Raw genomic sequence first — 15072 nt, 5'->3', positions numbered from 1 at the left:
GGGAATCATCCTTTCGGATGACGACCCGGGGGTAAGGCTCCACCCGAGCGGTCCGACACCTGCGGATTCGGCACCGCTTGTCCCGTCCGCGACAATGGACATTCCAGGAGGAGGTGGGCGGCGACGTGAGGCCCGACGAGAAGCGACCGGTCGTAGCGGGGCTGCTGGCCCTGGTCGGGGTGGCCGTGGCGGTGGGCTTGATCGCCGCGGTGGCGGTCGTCGGCGGCGCCCATGTGCTCGGGCTCGGTGGTGGTCACGCAGCGGCCGTGGCCGGCGAGGGCGGCGCCACGATGGTCGTCCCGAAGCCGCAGAAGACCCAGCCTGCGACCGGACCCTCGATCACCCTCGGCTCCAACCCGACCTCGTCGAGCACGGACCAGGCGACCCCGACGATCAAGAAGCCCAAGAAGCAGATCTCGCTCCAGACCGGCCAGGGCTCGGTGGCGCCGATGGGCCGGATCGACCTGACCGGCACCTACCCGGGCGGCGAGGGCGCCGTGCTCAACGTCCAGAAGTTCAGCAACGGCTCGTGGCAGGACTTCTACTCGATCTCGGCCACCGTCACCAACGGCACCTTCTCCACCTACATCCAGACCGGCACCCCGGGCATGAACCGGTTCCGGATGATCGACTCCGACACCAAGCTCGCCTCCAACGAGGTGCGGGTCCAGATCCGGTAGGTCCGGCGGCGTCGGATGTCAGGCTGCGCCGCACATCTCGCCGCTTCGCGACGACACGTGCCGGCGCTCCTCGCTGATCTTCCGGTTCGCACGCTCACCGGAAACGCTCGTCTGACCCGCCACGACCCCGCCGAGCACCAGCACCATCCCGGCCGCCTGGGTCCAGCCGAGGGCCTCGCCGGCCACGATCACGCCGAGGCCCGTGCCGACGACCGGGTTGATCAGGCCGATCAGCGACACCGCCCCGGCGGGCATCGCCCGGAGACCGGTGAACCAGCACCAGTACGCGACGCCGGTGCCGGCGGTCATCAGCCAGAGGTAGCCACCGACGGCGGGAGTGTCGAGATGCGGCGGCGGCCCTTCGACGAGCAGGGTCACCGGCAGCAGCACCAGGCCACCTGCGACCAGCTGCCACGAGACGAGGGTGAGCATGTCGACCGGGGGGGTCCAGCGCTTGACCAGCACGAACCCGAGCGCCGAGACGACGACCGAGCCGAAGGCCGCGAGCAGGCCGAGCGTGTCCAGGTGACCGGGCGAGCGGAGGACCAGCAGGGCCACGCCGGCGATGCCGACGCCCGCGGCCGCGAGCCGGATCCGGCCGGCACGCTCACCGATGACCAGGGCGGCGAACGCCATCACCGCCAGGGGCGACGTCGCCTGGAGGGTGGAGGCGAGTCCACCGGGAAGCCGGTACGCCGCGAGGAACAGCAGCGGGAAGAACATGCCGATGTTGCACAGCCCCAGGAGGAACGCCCGCCACCACCACTCGCGGGACGGGAGGCGCCGCGTGACCGCCAGCAGAACCAGGCCGGTCGGCAGTGCCCGCAGCGTGGCCGAGAGCAGGGGCCGGTCCGGCGGCAGCAGGCGCTCGGTGACCAGGTACGTCGTACCCCAGGCGGCGGGTGCGAAGGCCGTGAGGAGATAGGCGCGCCACCGAATAGTTTCCATGGAAACTAATATACCTTCCACGGAAGATATAGTGAAGGGGTGGAGCCGGATCACGTGGACAAGATCCTCGAGCAGTGGGCCCAGGAACGGCCCGACCTCGACGCGTCGCCGATCGGCCTGATCGGTCGGCTGCACCGGCTCGCCGACGTCCTGAACATCGAGCTCCGGGCCGTCTTCGCGGAGGCGGGTCTCGGGGACGGCGACTTCGACGTGCTCGTCACGCTGCGCCGGCACGGCGCGCCGTACGAGCTGACACCGGGCGAGCTCGGCGCGTCGACCATGGTGACCTCATCGGCGGTCACCAAGCGGATCGACCGGCTCGAGCGAGCGGGTCTGGTGACCCGGACGGTCAGCCAGGAGGACGCGCGATCACGCCGGATCCGGCTCACCGACGCGGGCTTCGACCTCGTGAACCGGCTGATGGGCCACCACATCGCCAACGAGCAGCGCCTGGTCGCAGGCCTCAGCGAGCGAGACCGCGCCCAGCTCGCGGCCATCCTGCGCCGCTGGGGCCAATCCTTGGATGACGACCTCACCTGAAGAGCGTCAGAGGCCCGCGAACGTCTTCGGGCTCGGGCCGGTGCGTCCCGGACTCGCCACGGTCGAGGTCCGAGACGGCGGCCATGTCCTCGTCGGTGGGGCCGAGGCGCTCGGCGATCGCCCCGATCGTCTGGTCCTCGGCGATCCCTCCGCGAGCTGGGGGATCGCCGTAGCCTCGTTGAGGGTGGTGGTCGCGACGTTCGTGGGCGACACAGTCATATGAAGGCCGACAACACGATTGGGCAACGTATTCCGCCGGAGCCGGCCCGGACCGGGGATCGGTTGTCCCCACCCTGTTAGATGGGGGCCGTGCGTCTCCTCCGAATCCTGGCGCCGCTCGCGCTCGTCGCCGGCCTGGCGACCGCCTGCGGCAACGGCTCGAGCTCGGACTCGAGCTCCTCCTCCGGTGACTCGACGATCCTCGGCCCCACGTCCGGGTTCGAGGTCCGCACCGTCTACGCGCGGTACGCGCCGGGCGTCCCGTTCGGTCCCCAGCTGCCCCGGGCCCTGGTCCAGGAGATGTCGAGCCAGTCCTGCCCGATGAAGGCGCGCATCGTCAGCGGCCTCCTCATGGAGTGCGATGCCGGCCAGACCGTGTATCTGCTCAAGAACCCGATCGTGGAGGGCGACGTGGCCTCGGCGACGCCGGTCCAGTTCGGGCACAAGGACATCTGGTACATCGTGGTCAAGCTCCAACCGGACGTCGCCACGAAGATCGCCGCCGAGACGAAGTCGATGACCGGCCAGCAGCTCGCGTTCATCTACAACGGATCGGTGCTGACGTCCATCGCCGTGGACAGCTCCTTCCACCCCGCGCACTTCGACATCACGGGGGACTTCACGAAGGCCTCGGCGACCAAGCTCGCCCACCAGCTGACCGCCTGAGCCCGAGGCGTCCGAGAGACGGAGTCAGTCGCCCTCGTCGTTCGGCTTGCGCCACTGCCGCTCGAACGGCAGTCGCCAGGTGAACGGCGCCACCAGCTGGTGGATCTGGTTGGGCCCCCACGAGCCCTGCGCATAGGGGCGTACGACGGGTGGATTCTCCAGGAGCGGGGTCGAGATCTCCCAGAGACGCTCGATGCCCTCGGCGGCACCGAAGAGGGTCCGGTCGCCGCGTACCGCGTCGAAGATCAGGCGCTCGTAGGCCTCGAGCACGGCGCCCGCCCAGCCGGTGTCGTGCATGGCGAACTGCATGGACAGCTTGTCCAGCTTCATGCCCGGACCGGGCCGCTTGCCGTAGAACGACAGCGACATCCTGGCCTCGTCGGCGAGGTCGAAGGTGAGGTGGTCGGGACCGTGATCGCCGACGCCCGAGCCGGGCGGGAACATCGACCGCGGCGGCTCTCGGAAGGCGATCGAGATGATCCGGGCACCCTCGGCCATCCGTTTGCCGGTGCGGAGGTAGAACGGGACGCCGGCCCAGCGCCAGTTGTCGACGAAGCACTTGAGGGCGACGAACGTCTCGGTCTCGGAGTCGTGGGCCACGCCCTCGATGTCGCGGTACCCGACGTACTGGCCGCGGACGACGTCGGACGGCTCGATCGGCAGCATCGAGCGGAAGACCTTGTTCTTCTCCTCGCCGATCGCATCCGGCTCCAGAGCCGTCGGCGGCTCCATGGCGGTGAAGGCCAGCACCTGGAACAGGTGGGTGACCACCATGTCGCGGTAGGCGCCGGTGCTCTCGAAGAAGTCCGCGCGCTGCTCGAGCCCGAGGGCCTCGGGTACGTCGATCTGGACGTGGTCGATGTGGTTGCGGTGCCAGATCGGCTCGAACAGCCCGTTGGCGAACCGGAAGGCGAGGATGTTCTGGGCCGCCTCCTTGCCGAGGAAGTGGTCGATCCGGAAGATCTGCTCCTCGTCGAACACGCTGTGCAGCTCGACGTTCAGCTTGCGGGCGCTGGCGAGGTCGGTGCCGAACGGCTTCTCCATCACGATCCGGCTGTTCTCCACGAGCCCGCCCTCGGCCAGCTCGTGGACGACCGACAGCGCGGCCTTCGGCGGGACGCTGAGGTAGTGGAGCCGATCGAACTCGCCGCTCCGCTCACCCTCCGCCTCGTCGATCGCACGGCGCAGGCCCTCCGGGCCGCCGTCTCCCGGCGCCCAGTACAGCAGCTTGGAGAAGTCCGGCCAGCCGTCGGTGTCGTGGTCGTCGCCGCCGAACTCCTCGACCGCCCGATGCGCGAAGTCGATGAACGACTCGCGGTCGTGGTCGTCGAGCGACGTGCCGACCACGGTGATGTCGCGCATCAGCCCGGTCTGGAACAGGTGCAGCAGGCCGGGCAGCAGCTTGCGACGACTGAGGTCACCGGTCGCACCGAACAGGACGACGGTGGTGGGCTTCATCGGCATGGCCCCAGACTGCACCTCCCCGCGCCCGGATGAGAAGCGCATCGGGCTGTGCACGACGAGAAGGCCCGCGTCGGCACCCCACCTCGAGGGGTGTCGACGCGGGCCCGGCTCGACCCGAGGCTCGACCGTCAGCCGGTGCGTCCGTAGCGGAACACCCAGAAGGGCAGGTCGAACTGGTAGCGCGGCGGAGACGCCGACAGGCGGCGCTGGCGCCGGGCATGGCGCTTCTCGTGGCAGACCGCGCGCGCCTGCGCCCGGTCCTGCGCGTCCCGGACGCGCTCGTCGATCAGCTGGCGCGCCATCATGCTCGCGGCGCTCGGGTTGCTGGCGAAGCTGTTCATGGGATGCTCCTCGGGTCGTGGTGGTCCTTGCGTGCGTCCTCCACGTTTCCGCTAAGACGTCGCCCACGAATCCGGCAACTGCCCTAGATCGGGCCCGAGATCGCCCACGCCTCCTAGGCGACAGCCTCAGACCGACGGGGGTCACCGGCTGAGGCACGGCGCACGGCGCGTGCCTGGTTCAGGGCGTGACCGACCGCACCGAGGTCCCGGTCATCGCCGGGCTGTTGAGGTACCGATGAGGCGGGGTCAGCCCTGCGTCACCGTCTCCTCGCGGTTCTCGTCCTGCTCGACGTCGTCCTGGCCGGACTCGTCGGCCTGGGCGTCTTGGGCCTGGTCATCGGCCTGGTCCTGGTCGACATCCTCGTCCGCCGGGTCCTCGACGTCGTCGGCGTCGCTCGCGGCGGCCGTGTCGGACTCGTCCTCCTCGTCGGCGCCGAAGGCGGTCAGTGGCATCGCCGCTGTTCCGGTGAGCGTGGCCAGCATCTGCCGGACGTTCGACAGCTGGGCGTTGATGCTGTCGCGACGCTGGCTGGCGGCGGTGAGCTCGCGCTCGGAGTCGGCGCGCACGCGCTCCGCGGTCGCCTTGGCGTCGCTGACGATGCGGGCGGCCTCCTGCCGGGCCTCCTCGAGCAGCCGGCTCCCATCACGGCTCGCCTCCGAGCGAGTGTGCTCGGCGTCCGTGCGGGTGCGCTCGGCGAGCTGGGTCGCGTCGTCGAGCTGGGTCTGGGACTCGGCCATCTTCTGGGTGAACTCGTCCTCGGCAGCCTTACGCCGTCCCGCCAGCGTGGTCTCGAAGTCGGCGGCCGCCTTGGCGGCCCGGGCACGCTGCTCCTCGTAAACGGCCTCGGCCTCCTGCAGCCGGACCGACGCGTCGCGCTCGGCACTGTCGCGGTGCTCGTCGGCGGCCTTGCGGGCGTCCTCGACGATCCGCGCGGCCTCACCCTCGGCCTCGCTCCGGATCTTCGACGAGTAGTGGTCGGCCTCGTCGCGAACGGACGCGGCGTCGGCGTGCACGTTGGAGCGATGGGCCTCGGCCTCCGTCTGAGCACGCTCGCGCAGCTCGGTGGCCTCGGTGTCGGCCAGCGACAGGATCTGGCCGACGCGCTCGCCGAGGTGCTCGTAGCTCGGCGGCTCGCCCCCGCCCGAGGAGGCGTCGTACAACTCCTGCACGCGCGCGGCGAGGCCGTCGCGCTGCTGGGTCAGGGACGTCATCGCGGTCGAGAGCTCCTCGATCCGGCGGTCCACCTCGGCGGGGTCGTAGCCACGCATCACGGTCTTGAAGGTGCTGTTCTGATCAGTCACTGCTCTGGTCCTGTGGTGTCGGGGGTTGGGTGGTCGGGGTCGGGACTGCTAGGGCCTGGATGACGCCTGAGAGCTGGCCGAGCTCCTCGGTGATGCCGTCGCGTTGCCGGGCGAGGAGCGCCACCTCGGCACGCGCCTCCTCGACGATACGTCGTGCCTGCGCCCGGAGCTCATCGGCCTCGTGGCGGGCCTGGGCGACGATGGCGGCGCTCTCGGTGCGGGCCTGGCGCAGCTCCTCGTCACCCGTGCGCTGGAGGCGGAGCACCTCCTCGGCCACTTGCTCGCGGAGCGCACGAGCTCCCTGTTCGGCCTCGTCGAGCCGGTGCTGTGCGCGTTCGGCGGTATGAACTGCCGAGGCCTCGGCGTCCTCCCGGATGCGGGCGGCCTCGCGCTCGCCGGCGGCTCGGGTCTGCTGTGCCTCTTGCGCGGCGCTGGCCAGGGCGTCCTCGGCGGAGCGACGGCGCTGCTGCGCCTCGGTCCGGGACGTCTCCGTCTCGATGTCGAGCTTGTCGCGCATGCGAGCGGCCACGCCGACGATGCCCTGACGGGCACGGCGTACGACGTCGACCGCGTCCCGGTGACCGACCTGCCGGATGCGGTCGGCCTCCAGGTCGGCGGTGGCGAGCAGCGACTGCACGGTCTGCTGCGTCCACGACGTCTGCTCCGCGGCGGCTGCGAGCTGCCGCTGGGCCTCCGCCTCGGCGGCCGCGACGTGCTCCTCGGCCCGACTGCGGGCCTCGGCCAGCAGCTCCTCGGCCTGCACGCGTACGGCGTCGGCGTCAGCGGCGGACGACTCGCGGACGGACTGGGCCCCGGCGTCGGCCTCGGCGCGCAGAGCCTCCGCCTTGTCGGACGCGGCGGTCAGCAGCTTCTCGGCCGCGGCCTCCGCCTCAGCGGTCCGGGAGTCGACGAGGCCGCGGGTCTCGGAGTCCTGCTGGTCGGCCCGAGCGCGTGCGCTCGCCAGCAGGGCCTCGGCCTGCTGCTGCGCCTGTTCGCGGATGGACTCCGCGGTGGCGAAGGCTTCCTCGTGGGCGCGCTGCCCGGCGTCGACGCGCTCGGCCGCGGAGCGCTCCGCCTCGGTCACGATCTGGTCGTGGTGGGACTGCGCCGCGTGCATCAGCACCCGGGCCTGCTCGCCGGCGTCACTGACGATCTGGTGGGCGTCGGTCGAGGAGTCGTCGAGGACCTGCTGGGCTTGTGCGCGGGCCCGGCTCGCCTCGGCATGGAGCTGCGCGGCCTCCTCGCGCAGACCGTGTGCCTCCGCGGTGTGTGCCTGGGCGTCCTCCTCGGCACGCGCCTGGAGCTCGTCTGCCACCCGCTGGGCATGCCGAAGCAGCGCCGCGGCGCGTTCGCTGCCAGCGGCCTCGGGGGGCGGGCCGACCGGACCGTCCTGCATGGCGGTCATGCCCGCATCCTCCCAAACGATCGGCCTTTGCGGGAGGCCGGTGTCGAAGTCTCTACCAGACGCCGACGGACGGCCGCGCGCAGGGAGTCGCACAGCCGTCCGCGGGCGTCGTTCTCGAGTCTCAGTACACCGGGCGCAGGAACCGGAAGGCCGACGCCGGTACGTCGTGCGCCACCGGGGCGGCGGTACGGCGTGCCTGGCGGCGGGCGGCGCGGGCCAGGGCCCGCTGCTCGGCCTGGCGGCGGCGGTCCTGGATCGTCCAGCGGGCGATGTCGTCTGCTGCGTTCAGGTTCTGGATGAAGCTGGTCATCTCGACTCCTCGGGGGTCCGGTGGCGTGTGCCGACGTCCTCGAGATTCGCGCTAAGACGCCACCCGAGGGATCCGGCATCCGACGTACATCGGGGCTCAGATCCGACAGACCTGCTACCGAGAGTCCACGTGCGGACGCACTGAGGTACCTGAGGGTGCCGGGACTGCCCATCGCCTCGAGCTGCCCGAGGTCGAGACCGGGTGACATCGGCGTGCAAGTTGCGCAGTCCTGCGAGGCAATGCCCGGAGATCTGCGGATGTGGCCAGGGGCGAGACCGGCGACCGTGGAGCGGACATCAACCGCGGCCGCACGGGCCGCCCACGAAAGGAAGTCTCATGTCCTTCTCCATCACCCGAGGTCGGGCGGCGCCGGTCGCCGGCGCCGCGGCAGTGGCGGTCATCGCCGTCGTCGGCATCTCCCATGCGGCCGGGTCGCACGCCGGTCCGGCCCGTCAAGGGCATGGGCGGGCACACCCCTCTCACCACGACGCCCACCACGGGCGGGCCGGCACCACGAGTGGAGGCAAGGTGATGCTCGGGTTGTGAGTCGGCGTACGTCGAGGTGTAGGAGTTCTCCGGATGTGCCGGGTGCGTCTTAGCCCGAGCGTGATGGGTCAGCGGGCCGAGACAGACGGCCACCGAGCAAAGGACCAGCCATGACCATCACCGCTCCCACCCACCACCGGTTCTCCGCGAGCGTCGCGGCGGCGGCCTTCGCCACCGCGATCACCATCGGGGGAGTCGCCGCGGGACCATCCGTGCTCTCCGCGGATGCCTATGCCGGCACCCAGTCACCCGCCGCGCTGTCCGCGGCTCCGGTGTCCGTTCAGCCGGCGTACCACCACTTCCGCCCGGGCTTCCGGCACTTCCGCCCGGAGTACCGGCACCACCGCCCGGGCTTCCGGCACTTCCGCTCCTGACGTCGCTGTCGGCCTGCCGGGGAAGGTGTAGGAATTCGCCGGATGTCTCGGGATGCGTCTTAGCCCGAAGGTCCTTCCCAGACGGTCGAACCACGACCGGGGGAAAGGACCCACCATGAGTACCGCAGCCACCACCCAGCACCGCTTCCCGCACCAGATCGCCCTGGCTGCCGCCGCGACGGTCGTCGTCGTGGGCGGCGTCACCGCCATCGGCATCGCCGCTTCGCAGGACAGCACGACGACGCCGACCGGGACGACCTCGGCCACGCACCACTGGCCGGGCTGTACCGATCCTCGCTGCCTCCCGCCCGATCAGCGGGCGCACGGCCAGGACAAGGGGCACCCGGGGCAGTTCCCGTCGCCGGCCCCGGGCGGGCAGCCGCAGATCGGCCTGCCCTGAACCGTCGGGACCTACCGAGGAGAGGACCAGTCATGACCATCACCGCACCCGGCCACCAGCACTTCTCCAGGAACGTCGCCGCGGCCGCGGCAGCCACCGTGGTCACCGTCGGCGGCCTGGCCGTCGGCGGGATCGTGCTGTCGGCGCAGGACGCCACCACCACTCAGGCGCCCGGCGCCACCATCCAAGGGCCGCCACCGCCGGTCAGCCAGGGGCACACCCACCATCACGCTGGCCCTCCTCAGCTGTTGCTGCGGTTGCACGGTCGGCACGCGGTGGGTTCCTACCCGTGACGGCCCGTGACGGCCAGTTACGGCCGCCGGGCGGTCATCGATGCCACCGCAGGGTGACGATCTGGAACGGCCGGAGAGCGAGCTCCTGACCGCTCCAGTCGGCGCTCGCCAGCGGATGCTCGAGGAGGTCGACGACCTCGGCACCCGACGTCTCGAACGACGCGGTGACCCGCACCCGGGTGCGGGCGCCGAGGGGCTCGTACAGCCGGACGACGAGGTCGCCCGACCCGTCCTCGGCGAGCTTCACCGCCTCGACGTACGCCGTGCCGTCAGCGACGTCGACCAGCGGCTCGACCGCGCGACCGCGACGCCGTCGGAGAGGCAGGTTCAGTCCGTAGCCCGCCCGGGCGGCCTCGGCGACACCGGCACCGGGCACGATCGCGTGCCGGAACGAGTGACGTCCCCCGTCGGTCCCGGGGTCGGGGAACCGCGGCGCGCGCAGCAGGCTCGCCCGGAGGCATGAGTAGGTGCCTCCGTCCGGGCGAGGGTGTCGCGTCACGTCGTGCCCGTACGACGTGAAGTTGGCGAGCGCGACGCCGTACCCCTCCTCGCCGACCAGCGCCCATCGGTGCGCGCACACCTCGAAGCGGGCGGCATCCCAGCTGGTGTTGACGTGCGTGGGCCGTACGACGTGCCCGAACTGCGTCTCGTAGCGCGCCTCGTCGGTGTGCACGTCGCAGTCGACGGCGAGCTTCAGCAGCCTCTCGCGCTCGTGCCAGTCGACGTCGGTGTCGATCTCGATCCGGCCGAGGTGCAGAGCGATCCGCTGTTCGACCCGAGAGTCGCCGAACGACCGTCGCACCACGACGACGTCACCCTCGATGCCCACGTGGTCGGCGTCGGTCAGCGGCGTCACCGTGCGTCGGTAGTGCTCGTCGAGGTCCCAGGCGTCCCAGCGGTTGGGGTGATCCGGGTGCAGCTCCAGCAGGTTGGCCGCCCCGCCGGGCGGAAGCACCTCGCGGTGATGACGAAGATCGAGGACCGACCGGATCACTCCGTCCGCGTCGACGGTCACGCGGAACCGGTCGCTCTCGAGCACCGCTCCGCCGTCCTGGGTCGCGACCGCGGACGAGGCCAGCCGCTCGTCGCCCGGCGGCCCGGCGCCCATCGCCGGCACGCCGAGGCGCGCCATCGGAGCGGCGTTGAAGGCGACCGGTTCGTCGCCGTCCCCGGCGAGCACCTCCAGCGCACGCTCGATGATCGCCTCGAGGTCGGCCATCACCCGGGCGTACGTCGTGCGCGCCTCGCGGTGCACCCATGCGATCGACGAGCCGGGGAGGATGTCGTGGAACTGGTGGAGCAGCACCGTCTCCCAGGCCGCCCGGAGCTCGTCTGCCGGGTAGTCGAGGAGCCCGCGGACAGCGGCGGTCGCCGACCACAGCTCCGCCTCGCGGAGCAGGTGCTCGCAGCGGCGGTTGCCGTCCTTCATCGCGGCCTGCGAGGTGTACGTGCCGCGGTGGATCTCGAGGTAGAGCTCGCCGGCCCAGACGGGTGCCCGCTCGGCGTACTCCTTCTCGGCGGCGGTGAAGAAGGCCTCCGGTGTCTCCACGCGCACCCGTGGCGAACCGGCCAGGTCGGCGGTACGGCGCGCGCGGGCGAGCATCTCGCGGGTCGGGCCGCCACCCCCGTCGCCGTACCCGAACGGCGCGAGCGCGCGCGACGCAGCACCCTTGTCGCGGAAGTTCGCGGCCGAGTGCGCGAGCTCCTCGCCGGTCAGCTCGGCGTTGAAGGTGTCGACCGGCGGGAAGTGCGTGAAGACGCGGGTGCCGTCGATGCCCTCCCACCAGAACGTGTGGTGGGGGAAGGGGTTCGTGGTGTTCCACGAGATCTTCTGGGTCAGGAACCACCGCATCCCGGCCAGGGTGACGATCTGGGGAAGGGCGGCTGTGTAGCCGAACGAGTCCGGCAGCCAGACCTCGCGCGGGGTGACACCGAGATGGTCGCGGAACCAGCCCTGACCGACCACGAACTGCCGCGCCATCGCCTCCCCGCCGACCAGGTTGGTGTCGGACTCCACCCACATCCCGCCGGCCGGCACGAAGCGACCCTGGTCGACGTACTCCTTCACCCGCGCGAACAGCTCCGGGTACGCCGCCTCCAGCCACGCCCACTGCTGGGCACTCGACATCGCGTAGACGAGCGAGTCGTCGGTGTCCATCAGCTGTACGACGTTGGCGACGGTGCGGGCCACCTTGCGGACCGTCTCGCGCACGGGCCACAGCCATGCGGAGTCGATGTGCGCGTGGCCGACGGCCGAGATCGTGTGTCCTCCCGGTGCGGCCGCGGTGCCGAGGGCGCCGGCCAGCTCGGCCCGGGCCGCGGTCGCCGTGCCGACGACGTCGGCGAGGTCGAGGGCGTCGAGCGCCGCCTCGATCGCGTAGAGGATTTCGCCGGCGCGCTGGTCGTCGGGGAGGCTGCGCCGTACTCCCTCCAGCACCTCGAGGTCCGCGACCAGCTCGGCGACGCCCGTCTCGCGCCGACACAGGTCCGCTCGCGCCAGGCGGTACAGCGGAGCGGTCGAGCTCGTCAGCCGGTCGCCCTCGTCGGTCGGGCGGAATCCGGTGAGCAGGGTGGGGTTGGCGGCCGCTTCGACGTACCACTCGACGGCCCCGGCGCGCGCCGGGATCCAGTCGTTGCGCGGGTTGAGGCCCTTGACGATGCGGCCGTCCGGCTCGTGCACGAGCCCTTCGGCCTGGAAGCCGGGGTGAGCCTGGGTGAAGCCGAGATCTACGACGCCCTCGGCATCGGCGAGATCGTCCGGCACGCTGCCGGTGAGCCGGAACCACGACGTACCCCACGCCGGGCCCCAGAGCTCGCCGCTGTCGCAGGGCAGGTACGCCGACTCGCGCGCGACCGCGAACGGCACCGGCTCGCCGACGCGGCCGTCGCTCGCGCGAGGGACGTGCCACACCTCGACCGACAGCGGTGCGACGGTCGTGTGGACGGCCGGGCGAAGCCGCTCGACCAGCGCGCGGGCGAGCCGACCCTCGATCTCGCCGCGCCGATCGTGCATGGTCTCGACGCTAGCGGGCCGGACGGTCGTGGTCAGAGGATGAGCTGGTACCAGGCGGTGTCCAGCCAGCGGTCGAACTTCCGGCCGACCTCGCGCATCGTGCCGAGGTGCTCGAAGCCGCACGCCTCGTGCAGCGCCACGCTGGCGGGGTTGGGGACGGCGACCAGGGCGAGCACGACGTGGATCCGGTCGGCGCGGACGCGGTCGATGAGGTCGTCGTACAACCGGCGACCCAGGCCCTGTCCGCGTGCCCGTTCCGAGAGGTAGACCGAGACCTCCCGGGTCAGCCGGTAGCCCGGCCGAGGCCGGTAGGCCGAGGAGTAGGCGAAGCCGACGACCTCGCTCGCGTCGTCGGCCACCAGGAAGTGGTCGCCGGGCTCGGTGCTCGCGAGGTGGTGCTCCCAGTACGAGACGGGAGGCGGCTCCAGGTCGAACGTCGAGATCCCGGTGTGCACCTGCTCGTCGTAGATGGCAGCCGCACCGGCCAGATCCGCTGCGCTCGCCGGTCTGACGTCGGTCACGGGATCAGGCCGTGGGCGCGGAACATCCGGTCGTAGATGTCGAGGACGACCGGCTCCTTGTGGGCGTTGTAGTCCATGCCGGTGCCGCCGCCCGGGCGGGCGTTCATCTCGGCGGCGGCGGTGCGCTTGGCCGCGGCGTACCGCTGCCGGTCGTCCTCGTGCTCGAGCATCCAGTCGTGGAACATCCGGTGCCGGACGACCTCGGGGCAGTCCGGTCCGAAGATGTGCACGTAGGCCACGGGGTCGTCGTACTTGACCAGGCGGTGCTCATGCCACCACGGCTCGCGGACGGTGTGGACGAAGCCGGCCGCCACGAGGTCGGGGATGTACGCCGCCTCGTCGGCGGAGTCGGCCACGACCAGGTCGACGTCGATCACCGGCTTGGCCGGCAGGCCGGGCACGGACGTCGACCCGACATGGTGCAGCTCGAGCACCCGGTCGCCCAGCGCTCCGCGGACCCGCGCCGCGACCCGCTCGAAGTCGGCCGGCCAGCGCGCGTCGTACTCCACGACCTGGATCTCGTAGGGCTGGGCCGGCCCGTGGACCCACGGATCGCTTCCCGCAGGCGGGTCGTCGAAGTGATGGCGCGTGATCTCCTCGGGGGTCGGCATCGCAGCGACGCTACCGGTCGCGCAGCGCCACCGCGCGCGCCGGTCTGTTGGTGGTGATCATCCAGATCCTCTTGTCGTGCAGGAAGCGCTTCTGCAGCCAGGTGGAGTCGACGGTCCAGACCAGGAGCGGGACGCCGATGTGCGTGGTCCAGCGGGCCAGCCGGATCATCGCGAGCGCGAAGTGGGCCGCGACCGCGTCGGCGTCGGACAACCGGAAGCGCAGCTGGGGGAACAGCTCGCCCCAGCGCCGACGGACGGCGTTCTGCCACGTCATCCCTCGGACGCTGCCGCCGATGCTGAGGGCGACGACGACGGGTGCGTCGTGGTCGTGCGCCCAGGCGCGGATCGCCGTGGTCGTCCTCTGCACGCCGCTGGTGACCACGACGCGCGACGGGTCGAGGCGGGCGGTGACCGCGGCGACGGCGTCGACCTCCCAGGCGTGACCTGCCTTCTGCTCCCTGGCCGGCGTGCGGAACTTGATGTCGACGTGGGCACCGAGGCCGTTGGTCTCGAGGGCCGCGAGCAGGTCGTCGAGGGTGCAGACCCCGGGGGCGCGGTCGTGCAGCTCGGGCCAGGTGAGGTCGGCGATCACGACATCGTCGTCGCCCGTGCCGCCGTCGGCGTCGTGGGCGACCACGAAGGTCCCGTCGGAGCAGCGGCGGACGTCGAACTCGCAGTAGTCGGCGCCGACCCTCGCCGAGTGGGCGATCCCGGCGAGGGGGTCCTCGTGCCCACCGATCGTGCCCAGCTCGGCGTACCCGCAGCGGTGGGCCGAGACCAGAACCCGATGGCGAGCCACGGGGCCCCACGCTAGCGGCGGGTGGCCATCTTCGGGTCGTCCGCCCGAGCGGGTGCTCTTGTAGCCAGTCAGGCGGACGACCCGGAAGTTCATGGGTCGGAGTGGGAACAGATCGGGGTACGGCGGTCGTTGTGCCCGGTGTAAGACTTGAGTGCAAGTGGCTCAAGAATTTTGTCAGTCCCGTCCTCTCCGCGAGGATGGGCTCACCCACAGACAGACCGGCCGGACGACCCGGCCGGACGACCCGGAGGTAACCAGACATGGCTCGTGCCGTCGGCATCGACCTCGGTACGACGAACAGCGTCGTCGCCGTACTCGAGGGTGGCGAACCCACCGTCATCGCCAACGCAGAGGGCGCCCGCACCACCCCGTCGGTGGTCGCGTTCGCGAAGTCCGGCGAGGTGCTCGTCGGCGAGGTCGCCAAGCGTCAGGCGGTGACCAACATCGACCGCACCATCCGCTCCGTGAAGCGCCACATGGGCACGGACTGGAAGGTGACGATCGACGACAAGGAGTTCACGCCGCAGCAGATCAGCGCGTTCGTGCTCCAGAAGCTCAAGCGGGACGCCGAGTCCTACCTCGGCGAGACCGTGACCGACGCGGTGATCACCGTGCCGGCGTACTTCTCCGACGCCCAGCG

19 protein-coding genes are annotated in these 15072 nt (G+C 71.2%); 9 read left to right on the top strand and 10 right to left on the bottom strand.

The features are described from left to right. Positions 1-125: 125 nt before the first annotated feature. Positions 126-680 (top strand): hypothetical protein, encoded by a 555-nt coding sequence (locus tag VGJ24_RS19170; protein WP_331502246.1) that lies wholly within the window; start codon positions 126-128, stop codon positions 678-680. An 18-nt stretch (positions 681-698) separates the two neighbouring features. Here the strand turns inward: VGJ24_RS19170 and VGJ24_RS19165 are convergent, their stop codons facing one another. Beyond that, positions 699-1628, bottom strand: coding sequence for a DMT family transporter (locus VGJ24_RS19165; RefSeq protein ID WP_331502245.1), 930 nt, complete (start codon positions 1626-1628; stop codon positions 699-701). Positions 1629-1667: 39 nt separating this feature from the next. Between VGJ24_RS19165 and VGJ24_RS19160 the strand changes: the two genes are divergently transcribed. From VGJ24_RS19160 to VGJ24_RS19150, 3 genes are all read left to right on the top strand, one after another. Beyond that, complete coding sequence (locus tag VGJ24_RS19160; RefSeq protein ID WP_331502244.1) at positions 1668-2168, top strand: MarR family transcriptional regulator; 501 nt, start codon at positions 1668-1670, stop codon at positions 2166-2168. Next, positions 2152-2391, top strand: a complete 240-nt coding sequence (locus tag VGJ24_RS19155) for a hypothetical protein (protein WP_331502243.1) — start codon at positions 2152-2154, stop codon at positions 2389-2391. Before VGJ24_RS19160 ends, VGJ24_RS19155 begins: the two co-directional genes overlap by 17 nt. Positions 2392-2477: 86 nt before the next feature. Further along, on the top strand, positions 2478-3053 hold the full coding sequence (locus tag VGJ24_RS19150; protein ID WP_331502242.1) for a SecDF P1 head subdomain-containing protein: 576 nt from the start codon (positions 2478-2480) through the stop codon (positions 3051-3053). A gap of 24 nt (positions 3054-3077) precedes the next feature. Here VGJ24_RS19150 and zwf read toward each other — a convergent pair whose 3' ends face one another. The 5 genes from zwf to VGJ24_RS19125 all read right to left on the bottom strand — a co-directional run bounded on the left by zwf (position 3078) and on the right by VGJ24_RS19125 (position 7875). Next, entirely contained in the window at positions 3078-4517 is a 1440-nt protein-coding gene (zwf, locus tag VGJ24_RS19145; RefSeq protein ID WP_331502241.1) for a glucose-6-phosphate dehydrogenase, read from the bottom strand. 128 nt (positions 4518-4645) lie between these two features. Further along, positions 4646-4858, bottom strand: a complete 213-nt coding sequence (locus tag VGJ24_RS19140) for a hypothetical protein (RefSeq protein ID WP_331502240.1) — start codon at positions 4856-4858, stop codon at positions 4646-4648. Positions 4859-5104: 246 nt separating this feature from the next. Then, the gene (locus VGJ24_RS19135) at positions 5105-6160 is read right to left on the bottom strand and encodes a DivIVA domain-containing protein (protein WP_331502239.1); all 1056 of its coding nucleotides are present in this window, start codon (positions 6158-6160) and stop codon (positions 5105-5107) included. Continuing rightward, entirely contained in the window at positions 6153-7565 is a 1413-nt protein-coding gene (locus VGJ24_RS19130; RefSeq protein WP_331502238.1) for a hypothetical protein, read from the bottom strand. The genes VGJ24_RS19135 and VGJ24_RS19130 overlap by 8 nt, the downstream gene beginning before the upstream one ends. Positions 7566-7686: 121 nt before the next feature. After that, positions 7687-7875: a hypothetical protein gene (locus VGJ24_RS19125; RefSeq protein ID WP_331502237.1), complete on the bottom strand. Its 189-nt coding sequence runs from the start codon at positions 7873-7875 to the stop codon at positions 7687-7689. Positions 7876-8211: 336 nt separating this feature from the next. Here VGJ24_RS19125 and VGJ24_RS19120 point away from each other — a divergent pair, with 336 nt between their 5' ends. The 4 genes from VGJ24_RS19120 (at position 8212) to VGJ24_RS19105 (ending at position 9488) form a co-directional block, all read left to right on the top strand. Further along, a complete protein-coding gene (locus VGJ24_RS19120) occupies positions 8212-8421 on the top strand; it encodes a hypothetical protein (RefSeq protein WP_331502236.1) in 210 nt (69 codons plus the stop codon). Positions 8422-8531: 110 nt separating this feature from the next. Further along, a complete protein-coding gene (locus tag VGJ24_RS19115; protein WP_331502235.1) occupies positions 8532-8795 on the top strand; it encodes a hypothetical protein in 264 nt (87 codons plus the stop codon). 115 nt (positions 8796-8910) lie between these two features. Beyond that, complete coding sequence (locus VGJ24_RS19110) at positions 8911-9195, top strand: hypothetical protein (RefSeq protein WP_331502234.1); 285 nt, start codon at positions 8911-8913, stop codon at positions 9193-9195. 32 nt (positions 9196-9227) lie between these two features. Beyond that, a complete protein-coding gene (locus VGJ24_RS19105) occupies positions 9228-9488 on the top strand; it encodes a hypothetical protein (RefSeq protein WP_331502233.1) in 261 nt (86 codons plus the stop codon). 34 nt (positions 9489-9522) lie between these two features. Here VGJ24_RS19105 and VGJ24_RS19100 read toward each other — a convergent pair whose 3' ends face one another. Genes VGJ24_RS19100 through VGJ24_RS19085 form a run of 4 tightly spaced genes read right to left on the bottom strand, consistent with a single transcriptional unit; the run spans position 9523 to position 14432 of the window. Further along, on the bottom strand, positions 9523-12501 hold the full coding sequence (locus VGJ24_RS19100; RefSeq protein WP_331502232.1) for an alpha-mannosidase: 2979 nt from the start codon (positions 12499-12501) through the stop codon (positions 9523-9525). A 32-nt stretch (positions 12502-12533) separates the two neighbouring features. Next, a complete protein-coding gene (locus tag VGJ24_RS19095) occupies positions 12534-13022 on the bottom strand; it encodes an N-acetyltransferase family protein (RefSeq protein WP_331502231.1) in 489 nt (162 codons plus the stop codon). Continuing rightward, positions 13019-13633 carry a GrpB family protein gene (locus tag VGJ24_RS19090; RefSeq protein ID WP_331502230.1) on the bottom strand — a complete coding sequence of 205 codons (615 nt, stop codon included), beginning with the start codon at positions 13631-13633 and terminating at the stop codon, positions 13019-13021. The genes VGJ24_RS19095 and VGJ24_RS19090 overlap by 4 nt, the downstream gene beginning before the upstream one ends. A gap of 10 nt (positions 13634-13643) precedes the next feature. Further along, positions 13644-14432, bottom strand: a complete 789-nt coding sequence (locus VGJ24_RS19085; RefSeq protein ID WP_331502229.1) for a glycerophosphodiester phosphodiesterase — start codon at positions 14430-14432, stop codon at positions 13644-13646. Between the two features lie 260 nt (positions 14433-14692). On the opposite strand from VGJ24_RS19085, the gene VGJ24_RS19080 reads away from it, so the two are divergent. Then, a partial coding sequence (locus VGJ24_RS19080; protein ID WP_331502228.1) for an Hsp70 family protein occupies positions 14693-15072 on the top strand: 380 nt, incomplete at its 3' end.

Origin of the sequence: Nocardioides sp., assembly GCF_036493135.1 — a bacterium.
Classification (GTDB): Bacteria; Actinomycetota; Actinomycetes; order Propionibacteriales; family Nocardioidaceae; genus Nocardioides.
Note: the sequence above shows the minus strand (reverse complement) of the source record. Positions and strands in the feature narration are given on the sequence as shown.